Annotated in this window: 10 protein-coding genes, 1 other RNA gene and 1 pseudogene; 2 read left to right on the top strand and 10 right to left on the bottom strand. The window is 45.1% G+C overall.

Annotation, left to right across the window (positions count from 1 at the left end):
* Positions 1-781 precede the first annotated feature (781 nt).
* Positions 782-2179, bottom strand: a complete 1398-nt coding sequence (locus tag RT197_RS16655; protein ID WP_312952265.1) for a hypothetical protein — start codon at positions 2177-2179, stop codon at positions 782-784.
* A 50-nt stretch (positions 2180-2229) separates the two neighbouring features.
* Positions 2230-7074, bottom strand: a complete 4845-nt coding sequence (locus RT197_RS16660; RefSeq protein WP_312952266.1) for an AAA domain-containing protein — start codon at positions 7072-7074, stop codon at positions 2230-2232.
* A gap of 278 nt (positions 7075-7352) precedes the next feature.
* Here RT197_RS16660 and RT197_RS16665 point away from each other — a divergent pair.
* Both RT197_RS16665 and RT197_RS16670 read left to right on the top strand, forming a co-directional pair.
* A pseudogene (locus tag RT197_RS16665) lies at positions 7353-8515 on the top strand (IS3 family transposase).
* A gap of 39 nt (positions 8516-8554) precedes the next feature.
* Complete coding sequence (locus tag RT197_RS16670) at positions 8555-8674, top strand: inovirus-type Gp2 protein (RefSeq protein WP_312952267.1); 120 nt, start codon at positions 8555-8557, stop codon at positions 8672-8674.
* Positions 8675-8884: 210 nt separating this feature from the next.
* Here the strand turns inward: RT197_RS16670 and RT197_RS16675 are convergent, their stop codons facing one another.
* From RT197_RS16675 to RT197_RS16710, 8 genes are all read right to left on the bottom strand, one after another.
* Positions 8885-9517 carry a retron system putative HNH endonuclease gene (locus RT197_RS16675; protein WP_312952268.1) on the bottom strand — a complete coding sequence of 211 codons (633 nt, stop codon included), beginning with the start codon at positions 9515-9517 and terminating at the stop codon, positions 8885-8887.
* Positions 9514-11100, bottom strand: coding sequence for an AAA family ATPase (locus tag RT197_RS16680; protein ID WP_312952269.1), 1587 nt, complete (start codon positions 11098-11100; stop codon positions 9514-9516). The genes RT197_RS16675 and RT197_RS16680 overlap by 4 nt, the downstream gene beginning before the upstream one ends.
* The gene (locus RT197_RS16685) at positions 11081-12064 is read right to left on the bottom strand and encodes a retron St85 family RNA-directed DNA polymerase (protein WP_312952270.1); all 984 of its coding nucleotides are present in this window, start codon (positions 12062-12064) and stop codon (positions 11081-11083) included. Before RT197_RS16685 ends, RT197_RS16680 begins: the two co-directional genes overlap by 20 nt.
* A 432-nt stretch (positions 12065-12496) precedes the next feature.
* Positions 12497-13738 carry an integrase gene (locus RT197_RS16690; RefSeq protein WP_312952271.1) on the bottom strand — a complete coding sequence of 414 codons (1242 nt, stop codon included), beginning with the start codon at positions 13736-13738 and terminating at the stop codon, positions 12497-12499.
* Between the two features lie 203 nt (positions 13739-13941).
* Positions 13942-14303, bottom strand: a transfer-messenger RNA (tmRNA) gene (ssrA, locus tag RT197_RS16695).
* 125 nt (positions 14304-14428) lie between these two features.
* Entirely contained in the window at positions 14429-15619 is a 1191-nt protein-coding gene (locus tag RT197_RS16700) for an HlyD family efflux transporter periplasmic adaptor subunit (RefSeq protein ID WP_312952272.1), read from the bottom strand.
* The gene (locus RT197_RS16705) at positions 15600-17786 is read right to left on the bottom strand and encodes a type I secretion system permease/ATPase (RefSeq protein WP_312952273.1); all 2187 of its coding nucleotides are present in this window, start codon (positions 17784-17786) and stop codon (positions 15600-15602) included. Before RT197_RS16705 ends, RT197_RS16700 begins: the two co-directional genes overlap by 20 nt.
* On the bottom strand, positions 17783-19186 hold the full coding sequence (locus tag RT197_RS16710; protein ID WP_312952274.1) for a TolC family outer membrane protein: 1404 nt from the start codon (positions 19184-19186) through the stop codon (positions 17783-17785). The genes RT197_RS16705 and RT197_RS16710 overlap by 4 nt, the downstream gene beginning before the upstream one ends.
* Positions 19187-19203: the final 17 nt, after the last annotated feature.

Here is a 19203-nt window from a genome sequence, read left to right on the forward strand (position 1 = left end):
AGATCGTTCTCTAATGCTTTAGCGCGCAGAACTTCAGTGTTGGTCAGGGGGCGCGTGCCACTATGGCCGCTCCTTCATTAATCGGTATACGTGTTCAGATATACATCCTACCGTATACCAATAATCACCGGATTTAGCCGGGTGCCCTCGGACAACAACAGGCACAAAAAAGCCCGCAAGGCTTTCACCTTGCGGGCTTTCAGGACTTCATCGGATGACTCTGGTAATCACCGAGCTGGCGTCCCTGTGATTGTTTTTGCAATTATTTGATATTATTGTATTTTTCATAGGTTATTTTATTTTAGGGTTCAAATAGGAACCCTAAAACAGAGCCACAATACTACGCATGATACTAACATGCTTGGTGACGCTCTGCAGCATGCTCAATGTGAGTGTTATGGGATTGTGGCGGCACACGAAAATAGGACGCGGTATGGGAGTATTCCCTACAAATACCCACTTAAAATTGAACGAGTATTTTATGCTCAACCTAATCAACAGACAATATTTTGTAGATCTACTTAGGAGTTTTAGGTATCCAGTACCTTCATACATTCGCACAATCTACTCATGGCACTTGAAGGGAAGTACGAGGCTCTTCCATTAGCGAAGAGGGGGAGTTAACTTCGTATGGATATGTTACATTTATAAACTAGTCCTACTAAATAAAATAAGATAGAAAGAGATATGACTTATTTACCTGACCCTAGAACGCTGGGTCAGGTTCAGTATGTCACTGAGTATAAAGCTTTTGCTTTGTGATTGAATTGTCTCTACTACACTATAGTTTTTGCTGAAGTATTGGGATGAAATACTTATTTCTGACTTTCTGATCTTCCTTTACATCCTTTTTCTCAAAGTAGTCATTATAACTGGTTTGAAGTATAGTCCAATTCAGAAGATTATTCGATACGTCTGAAATTACTTTATTTTCAAAACTCACGTATCCTACCGGAAGAGAAACTCCCCGCTTATCATTCAACTTAAAATGGAATAAACTTGCGACCAGCACACCAGGGATAATTAAAAATTCTGCATCCTCACCACCATATTGAATAGGGAGGTCCAGTAGCTCGACATTAGATAACTTCCAAAAATTATTACTTAGCGCAATCGATTCTTGAAAACTATTACAAGTCATGCCTAATACAACTTTTGATGTACTCTTTCTTTTGTCGAAAAAGGCGTAGATTTCATCTATTAATTTATTTAAATCAGTGGTTTTCCCCCATGTTTTAGATTCTGAATTTGTGAGCCAAATCAAACCTGAACTCTCTGGCTTATCTTTAAATATAGACTTGATCCTATAAGATAAAAGCTCCCTATTACTTTCAGTGTAAAAATTACCAAGTAGCATAAAAGTGTCATCATTTATTTTTGCTAATCCATGCTCATAATGATTAACTAAAGCCTTAATATCAAGAGTTCTAGCATCATCATCCCAATACTGAATGAGGAATGGATCATTTGATGCAGCAAGATAATCGTTAAAACTATCATGCTGATCTTTCGCCACCTCAACCTCAATAGTTGAATCCATTATAGAGAAAAAGGACTTATCTTCATCCCATTCATCAACTGTTTTGGAAGCATACTCCATTCTCAGAGCACTTGGTGATTCAGTGTCTATGAAATATTCGACCTCAAGAGGTAGAGTCGCATCGTATCGATCTGTAACCTGATTTATTTTATAAAGTTCTTTTATTTCTGAAAAAACATCTTCCTTCAGAACTAGTTCTCTGAATAAGTTGAAGTTAGTATCGAACGCGCTTTGCGCTTTGTTCAATAAATTACAATAACATTCATCTGGTAAGTTCAGTGAAATATTAAAATCTTGTGAACTGGAACGTCTGACATCACTAGACAATATTCTAAAACTATACAGTTCAAACTCAACAGGTGAAGTCTCATCGGTTACTTCAAAAAAAGTAGGCCTCAGGTTTCCGTCTTCTTCTGTAAACTTACTCATCGCATAGTAAGTAAGCTTCACTTTCCCTTCATGCCACTCAATCAGATTTTCTTCTTGTAAATCATCTATAATTGCAAGAATCTCTTTATTTGTCAGGCCGAAGTAACCTTGTATTGTATCTAAGGTCGTTGAGGATAATGTATGAATCAGCCTTATCACGAACTCTTTAACTACAGGTAGTTCTCTTTTCTTACTAACAGTGTAATCCATAAAAAAAGACTTCATTGGTAGACCAAAGCAAACCTTATTTAATGCTATTCTCATTTTTTGGCCTCCAAAGAAGATGAATTGATAACAGAATATTCTTCACTATTATGTTCTGAAATATATTTATATACTCGACCAAAGGCTGAGCCTTCATTACGATTTTTCCACATATCAGAATTGCCAATGATAAATAATGCCTCTTTGGCGCGAGACAGTGCCACGTTCGCTCTATTTTCTGACGCTACGTATCCTTGGCTACCGTTCAAATTACTTCTAACAAGGGAAACGATGACAATATCGTTTTCTTTACCTTGATAACTATCTACTGTATCTACTTTAATGATTCCCCTTTCTAATAACGTTCGTGCCCAGGCTACTCTATTAATTTCTCTAATCAGGTATCTAACTTGTTCGCCATACATGCAAATAATACCAATTTTAGGATCGTTGTCTGCAATCAAGAGATCTTCGGAATTTTTGTTTGAAGACAACTTATTTAGAAGTTCCAATATTATTTCTGCTTCATATTTATTAATGTAGCTCTTATGATTCGCATTTTTTGTAGTTGGTCTAGATTCAAATGAATTCTTTTTAGTTTTACTCGTATCAATCCAGGTTACAGGAGTGCATACATCTTCAAACAACTCCAAATAAGCCTTTTTAGTTTTACCTCTACCAGTTTCTAAACCACCTTCTTCTATGTAAAAACATTCTGATACTAAGTTTCCAACAGCCGGTATCATTCTATATTGGACTTTCAAAAATCGGCCAACAGTTTTCCCGTAAGTGGAAACAAAGGCTCTTTCAAAATCACTGCGCTTTAACTCATCAGTGCTAACATTTGGTAATATTCTTTTTGCTGCTTTGATATGTTCTTCATTGAACAAAGGTGGTAACTGTTTGTGATCTCCAACAAGGAGGACTTTACGTCCGACCTGCATTGCTATTGCAAGCTCACTTGCAGGGGATCTGGCAGCTTCATCAATAACAACTAAATCATAAATGCTCTCTTGAATTCCATAATGATTTCGGCCGATCCCAACACAGGTACCGCATACTAATGTTCGAGTTTTGGCTAAGAAGTTTTGGAATTGAGATTGACTTGAAGCCATAACACTCAGCCACTCATTTGATATAGAAATGATGTTATTAAACTTTGATATTAAGTTTTCTGAGAAAATTTCATAGTGTCTTGCTAACGCTGAATAAATGAATTCTCGATAGTTGGCAAGCTCAATATTATCTAGATTAAGAACAAGGTCTGCTCTGCGAACGAAGAATTCAGGTAGCTTCTCACGAAATATTTTAATGTGTTTTATTGAAGCGATTTCCGAATCACTATCTGTATCTTTCATGCGAGAAATAATACGATCTAATTGTTTTCCAAATGATCTTTCAAACTCAGTAGCAATGCGAGTAAACTCCTCATCTAAACCTATTTCCTGCGCAACTTTGGCGATGCGTTCTTCATATTCAGCTTTAAATCTATCTCTATAATGTTCTTGAAGGGCCTTTTCTCCCACATCATCAAGCTGTTCAGAAAGGACATGCTGATCGCCAAGACGCACAATATCTATCGATGTATCATTCCTTCCAAATAATGACCTAACTTTCTCTGTAGCATTGTTCACAGCCTCATGTGACTGACTCACCAAAAGTACTCGTCTGGCTCCATTTGAAATACAATAGTGTATAAAAGATCCAATAAATGCAGTCTTACCAGTTCCCGGAGGGCCTTGAAGTAAGCTAATAGGTCCATATTTATATAAACCTTTAAATGCATCTCTCTGTTGCTCATTTAGCTTAAAGAGCACATTGCCATCATGATCTAATTCGGTATATAAATCGAGTTCTGCATCAGTTGGCTCTTTATGCTCTGAAGGCTTTACATTGGCTCCAGGTGAGAAGTAATCTGCGATATTACTTATAATACTTCGATTGTTGACAAGGTTTTCTGTTGCTGATTTTCGCTTATTTAATGACGATGCCGACAATGCCCCTTCAAGAACTAAGGTATCACCAAGCTCAATTCGAGCTTTACCCCAGATATTTATCGCCATCGAATTTGGACCAATATCTGCAATAATTCCAATCCTTCGAAGTTCACCATGTCTATCAGAGTATACAAATACACGCTCAGTATTAAGGTTGAAATCTAAAGCAGCACCTTCACTAGTGTACTGGAAAATGTACTTATCACCTTGTATTCGGGGGTCTGTAGATATTTCAACTCTGGGATTACTTTCATGCTCGGTATCAATTAGAGCTTTCCATACAACTCTCACATCTGTTACTTTTGAACTCTTAATATTAGATAAAGCAAGCAAGTCGCCACTAGAACTATTCTCTTCGGAATTTATGTTGTTATTCAAAAGTTCTTTGTATGTAGGGCTTTCAAGAATTATATCAAAAAAATCTTCAGAAGATTCACTTTGATATTTACAAAAAAGAATCTCTCCATTTAATTCTAGAGTTGATCTCTTTTTGTTTTTGATGAAATCATTATGCCTGATTTCATCAAGATTGGCGGATACAATGAATTTCTTTTCCGGATGCACTAATATGCTCAATCTATGTTTTACACCCGTAATTCGGATTGAAACTAGATTGTTATCTTTACCTTTATTTACTTCAATATCTAAATAATATTTACCATCATCAGACAAGAATATTCCTTGTTTGATTTGAAGATTTTTATGATAAACATTATAGGTGGCTACAAGTTTTAGAGGAGGAGGCGTCATTATATCCTCTAGCTCATCGTGTAGCTTTATGATTTCTTGGTGAGAAATTTCAGGAAGTTTAATTAATTCATTTAAATATTGTAGTAAATGTGTGAACTGCTTCAAATTAGCCAATTCATTAATTATTTTTACCACAGCGTAGCGATCTATACTCGCCTTAGATAGATTTTCATGGTTAGAAGGTGCGTAAGTAGGAGTATATTTATTTTCATCGAACTCTATAATATCGATAAAGAACAAACCGTTCTCATTAACGATAATATTCTCAGGATGAATGTCTCCATGATATATATTTGCAGAGTGTATCTTTATTAGTGAAGATAATAATTGCTTAATTCTCAATATAGAAATATCAATGCTACTAGATATTGTAAACTGCTGCCAGGTAATGCCTTTTATCCACTCGAATTGGATAAAAGCACATGTCATTTGTGGATTAAGGCCATAATCTATAATTTTTGGTAAGCACTTTAGGTCAGCATTTTTCCTGATGTCAAGTCTGTTGAAAAAAGACAATAATTGATTATTTACTCCACCATCATTCGAGACATCATTGATACCAAACCAAGCTTTCAAACCAAATGATTCATCAGCTGCTTTTAAAAAAATGAAAGTTCCTTCAGCCTTAACATGATTAGTATTACCAAAATTGACATATATATTTTTTGATGAGTGATAAGTTGAAAGTAAGCCTAATTTATCTTCACTACTAAACTCACCAACATTCAATAGCTTATTTAGTTCAGTTAAGGCTTCTCGTAAGTCCTTAAAGCGGGCCGCAGCTTCTAGCTCTAACCCCCTTTCAAACCATTTCTCAAGTTGTATGCTAATTGGGTTATCTTCAATTGGTTGCCAGAGGTAAATTCCATCTTCCTTTATTGGTGGTTTACCAAATGCAATATAGTGGCAAGCGGCGGTAGCCAAATATACATCACGAGTAAAATGGGTACCATCGGTATCTTCAAACAATTCTTCAGGTGTGGATACCTGGTTGTGCTGAAGTATTTTACGGATATTTGATACTGTTTTATTTTGTGGGTCTGGATATGTTGCAGTTAGAAAATTTGATAGTACTACCTTACTTGGCAATGACACCCAGATGCTATGATTGCCAATGTCACGGTGTGCGACTTCAATATCATGAAGGTTTGCGAGGTGACTGACTAGAGCTTGAATTAGATTTAGTCTATTTTCATCAGTAAGCTTTTTATTGTTTTTTCTAATGAATGCATCAAGTCTTTCTTTTTTATTTGGCCATTCATATAACTCCACGAAGTCAGATGATAATTCACTTGGTAAATATTCTAGTCTTAAGAATGTATCCTTGAGGTCTTCATCTTGGCTACTTATGTAACCCAGTACATCACTTTCTCTATGTGCAATGAGCGATCGTTGCTCAGGTGTTTTAGCATGCTCAATGATACATGGAGACGTGAAGTCCCACCTACGCATAATAGCTTTATAATTGGGATTATCAGATCGTTGACTTTGATATTCAGCGTATAGTCCATCTCTGTGCTGAAATAAATGTTTTCCTTGTAGTATGTAATTGTTTACTGAGTAATTCTTTGCTTTGAAATCTGCGCTATTATTAGAGAAAATTTTATCCCATTGCTTTAAGTTTTTATTAGGGGCATCTTCCTTACGTTTAATTGTCCATGTTTTGTCTTTGAAGTATTGTTTGTAAACCTTATCATCGCCAATTTTCGAGAATTCTTCTAACGTAAATACGTACTCCTGTTCATCTGATGGGAGATCATCCTTTGTAGCAGACCCGCAGAGCACTACACAATAATCTACCCACGGGACAAAACGGTTATTTAACCTTTCTTTCAATTTAGTTGCTAAAATTTGAGCCGATCTCCTTGCCTGCCGTACACCATTACTACGGTGTTCTTCTCGGCCATCTGGGAACTGCACAACCCATTTACCATCGTTAGAGAATATTTTTCCAGACCATTTTTTTAATTCTACGTTTATGATTCTATCATGCGTAATTAAAATTAGATCGCCTTCAAACTCATTGCTCTGTCTACCGCGCATTTCTAAAGAAGAATAACCCTTCCAAGTATTTGGCAAAGTAGCTTCAAGCTTTTCATTAGCTTCTCTTTCGTAGCCATTAATTCCCAAAGGGTCTAAGCATTTTATTTCCATTATTAGTCCTGTAATAACAGTGTTCTAACTAACCGTGACCGCATTGGCTACTGTTAGCCTTCAATTATGGTTCATAATCACAGCATTATAATCTATTCTTTTTGTGATTAAAACGTAACAACCTTCTGATCTGTTACCCTTGAGTTAGCACCGATTGATCTTTGCAATGTCCGCTTCTGGCTATGAGTTTCTGAACAACGTAAGTTGGTATATTGATCTTACCCAGCAATAGTGGACACGCGACTAAGTGAGTAAACTCTCAACCAGAGGTGACTCACATGACAAAGCCTGTATCGACGACCAAAAAGCCACGTAAGCAGCACACGCCTGAATTTCGTCACGAAGCCCTGAAACTGGCTGAACGCATTGGTGTGGCCGCAGCCGCCCGCGAACTTAGCCTGTATGAATCACAGCTCTACAACTGGCGAAGCAAACAGCAAAATCAGCTATCTTCTTCTGAACGCGAACAGGAGATGTCCGCTGAGATCGCCCGTCTTAAGCGTCAACTGGCAGAACGGGATGAGGAACTGGCCATTCTCCAAAAGGCCGCGACATACTTCGCGAAGCGCCTGAAATGAAGTATGTCTTCATCGAAAAACATCAGGCAGAGTTCAGTATCAAAGCCATGTGCCGTGTACTTCAGGTTGACCGTAGCGGCTGATACATCTGGCATCAGCGTCGTCGCCAGATAAACCAGCGTCAGCAGTTCCGCCTTGTCTGTGATAACGTCGTCCGGGAGGCATTCAGTGACGCAAAACAGCGCTATGGTGCGCCACGCCTGACGGATGAGCTTCGTGCTCAGGGACTGGTGTATAACATAAAAACCGTGGCGGCCAGCCTGCGTCGGCAGGGACTACGGGCGAAAGCCTCGCGCCGGTTCAGCCCGGTCAGTTACCGTGAGCATGGTCTGCCGGTGTCGGAGAATCTGCTGAAGCAGGACTTTTACGCCAGCGGCCCGAATCAGAAGTGGGTGGGTGACATCACGTATCTTCGCACCGGTGAAGGCTGGCTTTATCTGGCCGTGGTTATCGACCTGTGGTCGCGGTCAGTCATTGGCCGGTCGATGTCCTCGCGGATGACGGCACAGCTTGCCTGCGATGCGTTACAGATGGCGTTGTGGCGGCGTAAACGTCCGGAAAATGTCATCGTGCATACAGACAGAGGTGGTCAGTACTGTTCAACGGATTACCGGAGCTTACTGAAACGTCATAATCTTCAGGGCAGTATGAGTGCCAAAGGCAGTTTTTACGACAATGCCTGTGCGGAAAGCTTCTTCCACACGCTGAAGGTGGAATGTATCCACGGAGAGGACTTTGCCAGCCGGGAAATAATGCGGACAGCAGTATTTAATTATATCGAGTGCGATTACAATCGGTGGCGTCGTCACAGTGCCTGTGGCGGTCTCAGCCCGGAACAATTTGAAAAACAGAACCTCGCTTAGGGCCGTGTCCACATTACGCGGGTAGGATCAGATCTCAGCGTGAAAAATAACAATTATCATAACTTTCTGCTACGATTGGCATACTTGGCAAAAGAGTATAGTAAAGATTTCCATGATGGTAATCGAAACTTCGGTACAAGCCAGCATCATATAGTTTAACTATTTTATAAAAAAAGCAAGGAGCTTAATGCTCCTTACTTTATCTGCACTTTAGTGCATGTCCGACATGACGCAGATGTGGCACAAAACTTCCCCTAATCAGCCGCGCGGATACCTTATACACCATTGATGTTGAACCTATAGACGTTTAGCAATTAGTACATCGGAGGCACATCATTATTATGTGTATCTATTATTTTCTTAATTCATTCATAGCCTATGTGAAAGATAATTTTCAACAAGACCACAATAAACTCTCAAGTGCCCTTGAGCATTAACAATCATATATTCATCTAATAATCGTCTAATTTCAGCCTTAGTACGACGCCTTCCTGATTTGCATGAAAGTTTTGAACGCAACCACTTTATAACTTGCAATCTATTGCCTACATGCCGGGCCTTGTTAAGGTTGAGTACTGTATTTAGTTGTACCGAAAAAACTGCATCAGTTGAATATATTTTCCCTTGCCCACCGTACTGTATTATTGTGTTAATTCTATCCTGTGGGCAACTAGGGTTAAATTTCAGGGGGCTATTCCCTTTACGGCTATCGCAGGTCTGATTAACCCCTTTCTCCCCTTCATCTCCCTTGCAACAACCTAGCAAATTTGAATAATCAAGCTGAAGTGCTGGGTTGTCGGATTGGCATGCCCAATGTTCAACTTTCATATTATCTATTGCAATTCGACTCATGCAGTAAGCGCAAAGATGCCCCTGCTCCTTCAAAAGGGATAATTTTATCGCATGCTTTACCGGGGTAAAATCATGCCCGTCGTATACTCCACCTGCTGCACGATACATGGTAAGTGAACGAGGCTCATTTCCTTTATTTATACCTCTCATTCTTCATCCCACCCCTGAATTTCTATATCGAGTTTAGCACCAATAAATTCAGGGATCTCTCCATTGAGCTCTATTTCCATTTCAGAAATATTTGATTTCGCTTCTTCAAATTTTCCATTAGCTATTAGCAAAAATATTTTATCAATTCTTTCCTGAACTTCTGGAGAGCGATCTAAATCAGTAATCCCAGTTTTCATTATTTCATTGAGAACTTGGTTTGATGTCAGACCATAGGACTGTTTAGGTGATGAACAGTTGAATTTATTATTGTCATCTCTGCCGAGCATGAATATTTTATCGTATGTAACCTCACTAATAATTTGAGGTGAGTGTGTTGATACAATAAATTGACAGTTTGGGAAAACATTGCTTAACTTACTCAATATACTTCTTTGCCATTCCGGATGAAGGTGTAGATCTATTTCATCAATCAAGATGATCCCGGAAGAAAGTAAAGGGTTTTCTGATAAAGGGTTAAGTATTATCATTCTTCTACAGATGTCAAGAACCAATGCGAGTAAAGATTTTTCACCCTGAGATAGTTGAAGCACATTGATTTTTATATTATTTTTTTCAACTGAAATATGTAATGTTGGTTTTAGCTCAATTCTTAAGTTTCTAAAATCACCCATGAAAATTGACACTGCATCATTTATTATTTGTTGTGTCCTTTTTGCACTGCTACTTTCTTTTCCTCCTTGACGAGCCTTGGTAATTAAATCATTCAATAAATCTCGAGGATCTTCATCCGATTCTGCTAGTTTTTCAAGAGAGTCAAGCATTGACAGATGAGCATGAGTAATGTTTTTATCTTCGTGCTTAACTAAATCATCGAGACGTTTATACCAGCGGAAGAATCCTTTAAAATCAGCTTTACCTGCAAGAGCATTAGTATAACCATCGAAACGATTAGGAATCTCTATAGAAGATGTTTCATCAAATTCCGCCACATCTTTTGAATGTATATCAGTCGCACGTGTTACACCATAGTAAGCTAAGATTGGTAGTTCGAATTGCTCATCTTTCTCGCAAGCTAGTTTGTATAAATTACCTAATTTAGTAAAGTCATTGTAATAACTTTTTTTATTTACAACACTTCCATCCTCAACTTCGCACAATTCGAGTTTTGAACTGTAATTTTTTCTCAGCTTAATTTCAGTAATAATTGAGCTATAACCATCATTGTTCTCAAGGGTTATATCAGACTTATCAATATCCTTACCTTTCCCACCTTTGTGTACTATCCGTTGTATAAGCCAACTAAGGCTTTGAGAGATAGCATCCAACACAGTAGTTTTACCTGCGCCGTTATTACCAACTAATACTTGGATTTTATTGCTGGTGAGGTTTAAGCTAAGGCGATCTACAATTCTAAAATTAAGAATGGATAAGTGAGATAATTCAATGTGTTGCTGTCGAAACTGCTTTAATGCCAAATCAAGATATTCATTTGCCTTATTACTATTCTTCTCCAAAAATTTTCCGCTATTATAGTTGGAATATAATTCGTAGGACGCATTGATATCTCCCTTCTGAGAGCTAGATATGAGTTTGATAAATTTTTTATTTTTTATAGGTTCCATCTTCCTTCCTCAGTTTAATTATTTCTAAGATGATTTCTTGAGAGTATTTCTTGGACATTCGGGTTCTGAACTCAGGTTCAATGTAAATGGCAAATGATAACAAGCCTTGAAGATAATAGGTCATCTCGGGTTCAAGTAAGCCTAATTTATATTTATGAATTAGAGATGAAATAAATCTCTTACGCTCTCGCCCTACTGATAGTGTGCCTTTAGTGGTCAGTGTAATTCCTGTTATATGGCGATTATGGGCTCGAGAAGTAAATACTGTCTTACGTTCATTTAATGTTATTCTATTGTGATAGTTTTTATTGAGGAAAGTTCTTACTTCATCAGGTAAACTAAACAAAATGTTTTTATGTTGAGTGGAAAACGTAAGATCATCTGCATAACGAGAATAAATAATCTCGCGTTGCTCACAAAGGCTGCTGAATGTTTCGTCAAAGAGATACATTACGATATTAGAAATTAGTGGCGAACTAGGAGCTCCAACACTTAAAGAAAGCCTACCTGACTGGCTTTTAGCTTTATTCCAAAATAAACTTTTTGTTAGGACTCTTTCCTCGGCAATAGATAAAGTGTACCCATTCCATGCACATGCCATTAAGAGCAGATCTGGTGTGATACTGTTGAAGAAATCTGTAAAATCTAATTTGAGGATATATGGATTATTAGAATGCAAGGCTGCATTATGTTTTATTCCCCAACCTTTTTTATAGGCTACGGCGCTCTTATGGATTAAAAAATTGGATTCCAAAATATCAATCAGACTATGTTGAAAAGATTTCAGCTCACTTGATGGATGCGCGATGATTCTCTCCCCACCATTACGCTTGGGGATACTGTACACTTTATATCGGTTAGGCGCGTTAAAGAGGAAGCTATCAATTTGTCTGCGATTACGGGATTGTATTTCGGTCAGTTTCGCATAAAGGTTGAGGCGCATCCTAAGTCCTTGAATAATCATAGACACATGCAGAAAAAAATGTGGCAAACTGCATATCCAGTTTGCCACTGCCCTTTACTAAAGGATGCGGTAGTTGTTCTCCGCAGCCGCGAAGTTTACAAGCGGCTGCGGAGAACAACTACCGCAACCACGAAACTTAACAATAAGTTAGAGTCTGGCTAATCACCCGACTAGACGTAATCGTCTGAACGCTAAAGGACATCCCAAGTTTACTGTATTGGTTACTTCACATCAACGCCCCAATCTGTAGCAGGAATGAGGCCCTAGCCCTTCGTATCATCATTTGTTACCTATGCTGCTTGTAACATCCGCTTCTAACACGAACCACATTGGCAAATTCGATTGTAATTTATCTACGAAACCTGCAGAGCAGGGTTAAGTCATTGCGCTTTAACCCGGAGAAAAACCAATGAAACTAGTCCTGCTGGAACCTTAACCCACAAGTTTGAACTCCTTTTTTTCGGCTTCAACAATACATTCGCTGTCGGCCTTGCTTACAAAATCAGCCCACCACTGCATCATCGGACGACGTTGCTCAAGGTAATCGCTGCGGTTGTAAGCGCGACGTACCTCATTTTTGTCCACATGAGCCAGTGCTGCTTCAATGACATCAGGCGGAAATCCTTCCTCATTGAGTGCCGTACTAGCGATAGAACGTAAACCGTGTGATACGAGTACGCCTCCTAGGCCAGCACGCTTGAGTGCTGCATTCACTGTTTGGCTGTTCATTGGCTGGGTTGGTTTGATGCGACTGGGAAAGATAAATTCTCGACCACCACTGAGAGACTTCATCATCTCCAGAATAGCGAGAGTCCCATCAGATAGTGGAACCGTATGGTCCCGGTTCATCTTCATTCGAGCTGCAGGAATTTTCCATTCGCTAGCATTGAAATCGATCTCATCCCATCGAGCCTCAGCTGCTTCGGTAGGGCGGGTAATGGTGAGAAGCTGCCACATGAACAAGCACCGCGTTGACACACTGATACTTGCCGTACGCATTGTTTGCATTAACTGTGGAAGCTGATCCGGACGGATACTCGGCATGTTTTTCTTTTGCGGTTTCTCGAATGCTTTCCCGATGTTTACGCTGGGAACCGCATCAATCAGGCCTGTGTTCTGCGCATAAATCATGACTTCGTTAATACGCTGACAAAGGCGGCGAACAGTCTCTAATGCACCTCTTGCCTGAACCGGCTGAACTGCTTTAACCAAAATATGAGCCTTAATCTCGGTGACACTGATATCACCGATTGCTGGGAAAACATCTCTCTCAAGCGAGCGCCAGATATCATCGGCATAATCTTCGGTTACGCTGGCTTTCTTCACATTCCACCAACGCTCGGCAACTAACAGGAAAGTGTTGGTTTTGGCCTCTTGAGAATTTCTCACCTGTTCTTTCTGATGTTCCAGAGGATCAATGTCTTTCGCCAATAAAACTTTAGATTCGGCTCTGAGTTTACGAGCATCAGAAAGCGAGACGGCAGGGTAGGCACCGAAGCTCTGTTTGGTTCGCTGTTTGGTTAGAGGTCGGTAGTAACGGAACTGCCATAGCTTACTGCCGTTGGACTTGACTAATAGAGTAAGCCCGTCACCATCATACAGCTGGTAATCGGCATCTTTAGGTTTGGCGGCTTTGATTTCCGTATCAGTTAACGGCTTGGTTTTTCTTGCCATGGGGAGTCTCCATGCGTTTAGGCCCAACGAAAACCATAGAACTTTTCGTTGGGCCTATCAATGGGCCTAAAAGGTTCGGATTTAATTAGTTCTCTTCGGACTTCGCGGGACAAATTCAAGGCACAAAAAAGCCCGCAAGGCTTTCACCTTGCGGGCTTTCAGGACTTCATCGGATGACTCTGGTAATCACCGATGGAGAATTTTGGTGGAGCTGGCGGGAGTTGAACCCGCGTCCGAAATTCCTACATCCTCGGCACTACATGCTTAGTCAGTCTTTACATTCGCCTGGCACCTGCGGACAGACACGCCACTACCAAACTAGCCTGATTAGTTTTAACGCTTCAACCCCAGGCAGGGTCTCCACGCGATCTCTTTTGGGTTTGACCTCTCTTGATCCCCGTCCTAAGAGCGGAGGCTAGGGAGAGAGGGCTCTTAGCAGGTTATTAAGCTGCTAAAGCGTAGTTTTCGTCGTTTGCGACTATTTTTTTGCGGCTTTTACGAGGCCAACCGCCCCTCGGCATGCACCTTGGGTTTCGCAAATCCCGTCGAATCCAGAATCAGCCCCAATGTGTTGGAAACGAGTATAACAGCTTTGTGACGTTTTATGCCAGTTTTGTCACGCGCTTTGCAAGCGTTTAATTTTGCTCACTTAATACACAATTTCTTGTTACAACAATAGTATAGCGTGTTTTATCGTTCGCGCAGCGCCTCTTTTGCCCGGTTGAAGGGTTTGATCAGATAGTCAACGATGGTTTTTTCGCCGGTTTTGATGTCTACCGTGGCGATCATGCCGGGCGCGATAGAGAAGCGGCGGCCTGCTTTGTTGAGCAGAAAATCCTGATGGGTGCGGATAAATACCCGGTAATAAAAAATCTCCGGCTTCACTTTATCCTGAATCGTGTCCGGGGAAATGGTTTCGACTTCACCCTCCATGCCGCCGTAGATGGCGTAATCGTAAGCGGTGATTTTGACCAGCGCGCGCTGGCCGGGATGGATAAACGCAATGTCACGCGGCGACAGCCGGGCTTCTATCAGCAGTCGGTCGTCAATGGGCACAATCTCCATCATCTCGCCGTTGGGGGGGATGACCCCGCCGATGGTAGTCACCTGGATGTTTTTGACAATGCCGCGTACCGGTGAGCGCACCGTCAGACGGGTCACGGAGTCTTCACGGCCTTTGATGATAGCCGAAAGCATCTCAACTTCGGCGTTGGCTTTGGAGAGCGCTTCCCGGGCCTGGACGTAATACTGCGAGCGCAGATCGCTGATTTTAAGACCTAAATCGCTTTTTTGCCGTTGCAGACGCAGCACTTCAACGTGGCTCGCCGCGCCGCTTTTCTCCAGCCGCTGGGTGATCGCCAGCTCTTTATTGACCGAGGCCAGCGCCTCTTTTAACTCCGTCTGGGCGTCGGCAAGCTGCGCGCGGCGCGAAGTATAGAGGCGCGTCTCGGCGGCGATAAGCTCCGGCCAGGCGTTTAACGCCTTCGGGAAGACCAGCGGTTTATCGCTCACCTCGGCATACAGACGAGCGCTGGAGGCGAGGGAGGCCCGGTAGCGCGCCGCGCTCTCGCCAACGTTAGACTCGGATCGGGTAGGGTCGAGACGAGCCACGACCTGACCGGCCTGGACCTGATCGCCTTCGCGCACCATCAGCTCTGCCAGCACGCCGCCGTCGAGGGACTGCAAAAGTTGCTCGCGCGAGCTGGGCACCACTTTGCCGGTGCCGGTGGAGACTTCATCCAGCACGCCGAACCACGCCCAGACGCCGATCGCCGCAAAGAGCAGAGTACAGAGCACGATGATGCGGGTTGAGCCGGAGAATACGCTCTCGCGGCTGCCGTCGAGGTCGTCGAACGCCGCGTCATGCTGACTGGTTTTCATAATTATCCTCCCGTCCGGTTGTCGGCGTGGCCTTGCGGCTCTGGCTTAGCGCCTGCGCTTTGGGCGCGTCCATCACCAGTTGTCCCTCCTTCAGTACCACTACCCGTTCGACCAGATCGAGCACCGGCACGCGGTGGGTGGCGACGATCAGCGTGCGGTTGCCGAGCCACCCGGCGAGCCGCTGGATAAACTCGCGCTCGGTATGCTCGTCCAGCGAGGCGGTAGGCTCATCGAGCAGGACAATGTTGGGCGAGCGCAGCAGCATCCGCGCCAGCAGGATCGATTGCCGTTGACCACCGGAAAGCCCGGTGCCGCCTTCCATAATCTGATGATCGAGTCCCTTCGGCTGGGTTTTAACGAAGCGCGCCGCGCCACAGATCTCCAGCACGCTGAAGATCTCTTCATCGCTGGCGTGCGGCGCACCGAGGGTCAGGTTCTCGCGCAGGGTGCCGTAGAAAAGGCGCGCGTTCTGACTTAAAAAGCCGATGTTGCGCCGCAGATCGGCCATGTCGATTTGCGGCAGGCTCAGGCTGTCAAGACGCGCCTCGCCGCCTGCCAGTTCCACGCCGCCCGCCAGCGCCTGGAGCAGCGTGGATTTACCGGCCCCGTTGCGCCCCAGCAGGGCCACACGCTCACCGGGGTGGATCTCCAGCCGCCCGACGCGCAGCGGAATGGTCTGGTCATCGTTGTGATAGCGAAACTGCGCGTTCTCAAACTGATAGTGACCGTGGAAAATCTCCTGATGCACCAGGCTGTCATCGCGCTGCGTCTCGCTGGGTAACTGCATAATGCTGTCCAGTCCCACTTTCGCCGCCTTTACCTGCTGCCAGCGGGCCAGCACGCCGCAAAGGTTCGCCATCGGCGCAATCATCCTTGAGGCCAGCATTGAGGCTGCCACCACCGCACCGGTGGTCATGGTGCCTTCAATCACCAGCGGCGCGCCAAACATCACGACCGCCGCGTAAACCAGGCTCTGCACGGTGATCCCCCAGCTAATCAGCCCCTGCGACAATTCGCGTGTGCGCAGCCCGGACTCGGCGGTGATGCGGATGTAGTGATTCCACTGCTGCAAAAAGCGGTTCTCAGCCTGCATCAGCTTGATGTCCTCCAGCCCCTGCACGCTCTCAACCAGCACCGCGTTGCGCAATGTCGCTTCATGCGCCGACTGGTTCGCCAGCACCGCCAGTCGTTTTTGTAGCAGCAGGCCCGGCAGGATCATCAGCAGCGCGGCGACCGGGGCGATCCATGCCAGCGGCGGGGCGATGATCGCCAGCACAACCATAAACAGCAGAAAGAAGGGGAGATCCACCACCGTGGACATCGTGGAAGAGGTGATCATCTCGCGGATCTGCTCCAGCTCGCGCAACTGGGAGATAAAACTGCCGGTGGAGCGGGGGATCGCGCTGTTACGCAGGCGCAGCGCGTGGCTGAAGACCCGGTCAGAGACGCGCATATCGGCGCGTTTACCTAACAGATCCATAATGTTGCCGCGCGCGATGCGCAACAGAAAGCCGAAGATCACCGCGATCAGCACGCCGAGGGAGAGCACGTAAAGTGACGGCCAGGACTGCGCCGGGATCACCCGGTCATACACCTGCATGGAAAAAATGATCCCGGAAAGCGACAGCACGTTGATCAGCAGCGCCGCCAGCATCACCGGGCCGTAAGGCCGGAGATCTTTCATCACCAGGCTTTTGAGCCAGTCGGGGCGAAAGCGCGAGATGTAGGCGTCAACGCGGCTGTCTTTGAGGGCTGAAAGCGGGCGCAGGGCGACCACGTAACGGATCTCGTCAAGCACGGTGCTTAGCGCCACGCGGTTGCGCTGGCGTTCGTCGCCGATGAACGTGACGTCCAGCGTGTCTTCGCCGTCGAACTGGCCGATAACCGCCAGCTGGCCGTCGTTGAGCGCGGCGACCACCGGCAGCCGCCAGCGTGAGATCGCCGCCTGGGTGTTGTCCAGCGGCTGGAAAGACAGCCCGGCCTGCCGCGCAAGCTGGGTCAGCGCCGGAAGTGATTTTTTCCCCTGAAACCACGGGGCGTTGGCCTGAATAGTGCCCGGCGAGCAGGAGATGCGGTAATGTGCGGCGATCTCGCTTATCGCCTGCGCCCAGCGGGCCAGCGCCTGGGTGCTGAGGGGTTCCACGTCGGGAATGTCGGCCTGTTTCATGGCTGGATCTCCACGGACTGTATGCGACGGTTCTCCAGGCCAAAGGCGCTGCGCAGTTTGCCGGTGTTATACAGGCAGTTGAGCTGAAGCTGATGAAGCTGGTTGAGGGTCTGCTGCTGGGCGAAGCGCGCCTGATAAACCTCCTGCTCGGCATTGAGAACGTCAAGCAGCGGGCGGGAGCCTAAATCCAGATACTGCTGCTGGTAGAGCTGCCGGGTGCGCTCGCTTAGCGCCTGCTGCCGGGCCTGGACCTGAAGCGAGCTGGCGAGGTTTAACGCTTCGCTGCGCGCTTCGAGAAGTTTCTGGCGCACCTGAAGGCGAATGCGGTGAATGGTCGCCTGGGCGGTGTCCACCGCATGGCTGGCGGCATTGCGCCGCGCGGTCAGGCCGCCGCCCTGGTAAATCGGCATTTCTACCCGCACCCATGCGGAATACTGGGTGCGATCCAGTTCGGCGCTGTTGGCGTATTTATCATTAAGGTAGTGGCGGACTTCCGGTTCGAGGGAAATGGTCGGGGTCATCTGCGCGTTGGCGTAATCAAGGTTGGCCTGGGCGACGTTAGCCTGCGCCCACGCCGCCAGCACCGACGGCACCAGACGGTCATCCGGCTGCGCCACGTCACAACTGCGGGACAGCCTGGCCGGAAAATCGTTGCTGATGCCGTTGAGGTTGTTCCAGCCAAGCCACATCATCAGCGTGGCCTGGGCACTCTCAAGGCTGGCCCGGTACTGCACCAGCTGCGCCCGCGCGCCTTCAATACGCGCTTCGGTCTGCACCACGTCAGAAAGCGAACTGGCTCCTTCGTCGTTGCGCTGATGCGCCAGATGACCGATGGAACTCAAGGCACTGAGCTGTTCTTCGGCGATGTCCACCATCTGCTGCCAGGTCTGCACCTGCACCAGCGCGGTGGCGGTATCGTGGCCGACGGTATCGATACTCAGCAGCACGTTGGCCTGCTCCTGCGCCACGCCCGCGCTCTCCGCCCTGACCTGGCTTGAAACTTTGCCGAAGTCATACAGCATCTGCGAGAGCGAAAGCACCAGCGACGGGCTGAAGCCGCTGTCCGAGTAAGTGTTGCTGTAGCCGTTGTTCATTCCGGCGTTGACCTGCGGATAATATTTTGAACGGGCGACGTCCACCTGATCGCTTTGCGAGGCCAGTTTGCCGACCGCTTCGCCAATGGACGGGTGCCAGGCGACGGCGCGGTTGACCGCGTTATCCAGCGTCAGCAGGCCGGGGGCAGCGGTCTCCAGCGCGAGAGGGGCCGCGCCATCCAGCGACGGAAGTTCCTGCTGCGCCAGCGCGGTCGAGGTAATCACAGGCACTGCATCGGCGGCGCAGAGCTGAAACGGACACAGGCAGCTAACCAGCCACCCAACAACGGGCCGTATTTTTCCCATAATTTATCCCTAAGAAA

Origin of the sequence: Superficieibacter sp. (assembly GCF_032071645.1) — a bacterium.
Lineage (GTDB): Bacteria > Pseudomonadota > Gammaproteobacteria > Enterobacterales > Enterobacteriaceae > Superficieibacter.

What these genes read in the sequence shown, in the direction of transcription:
- RT197_RS16655 (WP_312952265.1), bottom strand. Translation starts at nt 2,179, where the DNA reads ATGGATTACACTGTTAGTAAGAAAAGAGAACTACCTGTAGTTAAAGAG.
- RT197_RS16660 (WP_312952266.1), bottom strand. Translation starts at nt 7,074, where the DNA reads ATGGAAATAAAATGCTTAGACCCTTTGGGAATTAATGGCTACGAAAGA.
- RT197_RS16675 (WP_312952268.1), bottom strand. Translation starts at nt 9,517, where the DNA reads ATGAGAGGTATAAATAAAGGAAATGAGCCTCGTTCACTTACCATGTAT.
- RT197_RS16680 (WP_312952269.1), bottom strand. Translation starts at nt 11,100, where the DNA reads ATGGAACCTATAAAAAATAAAAAATTTATCAAACTCATATCTAGCTCT.
- RT197_RS16685 (WP_312952270.1), bottom strand. Translation starts at nt 12,064, where the DNA reads ATGATTATTCAAGGACTTAGGATGCGCCTCAACCTTTATGCGAAACTG.
- RT197_RS16690 (WP_312952271.1), bottom strand. Translation starts at nt 13,738, where the DNA reads ATGGCAAGAAAAACCAAGCCGTTAACTGATACGGAAATCAAAGCCGCC.
- RT197_RS16700 (WP_312952272.1), bottom strand. Translation starts at nt 15,619, where the DNA reads ATGAAAACCAGTCAGCATGACGCGGCGTTCGACGACCTCGACGGCAGC.
- RT197_RS16705 (WP_312952273.1), bottom strand. Translation starts at nt 17,786, where the DNA reads ATGAAACAGGCCGACATTCCCGACGTGGAACCCCTCAGCACCCAGGCG.
- RT197_RS16710 (WP_312952274.1), bottom strand. Translation starts at nt 19,186, where the DNA reads ATGGGAAAAATACGGCCCGTTGTTGGGTGGCTGGTTAGCTGCCTGTGT.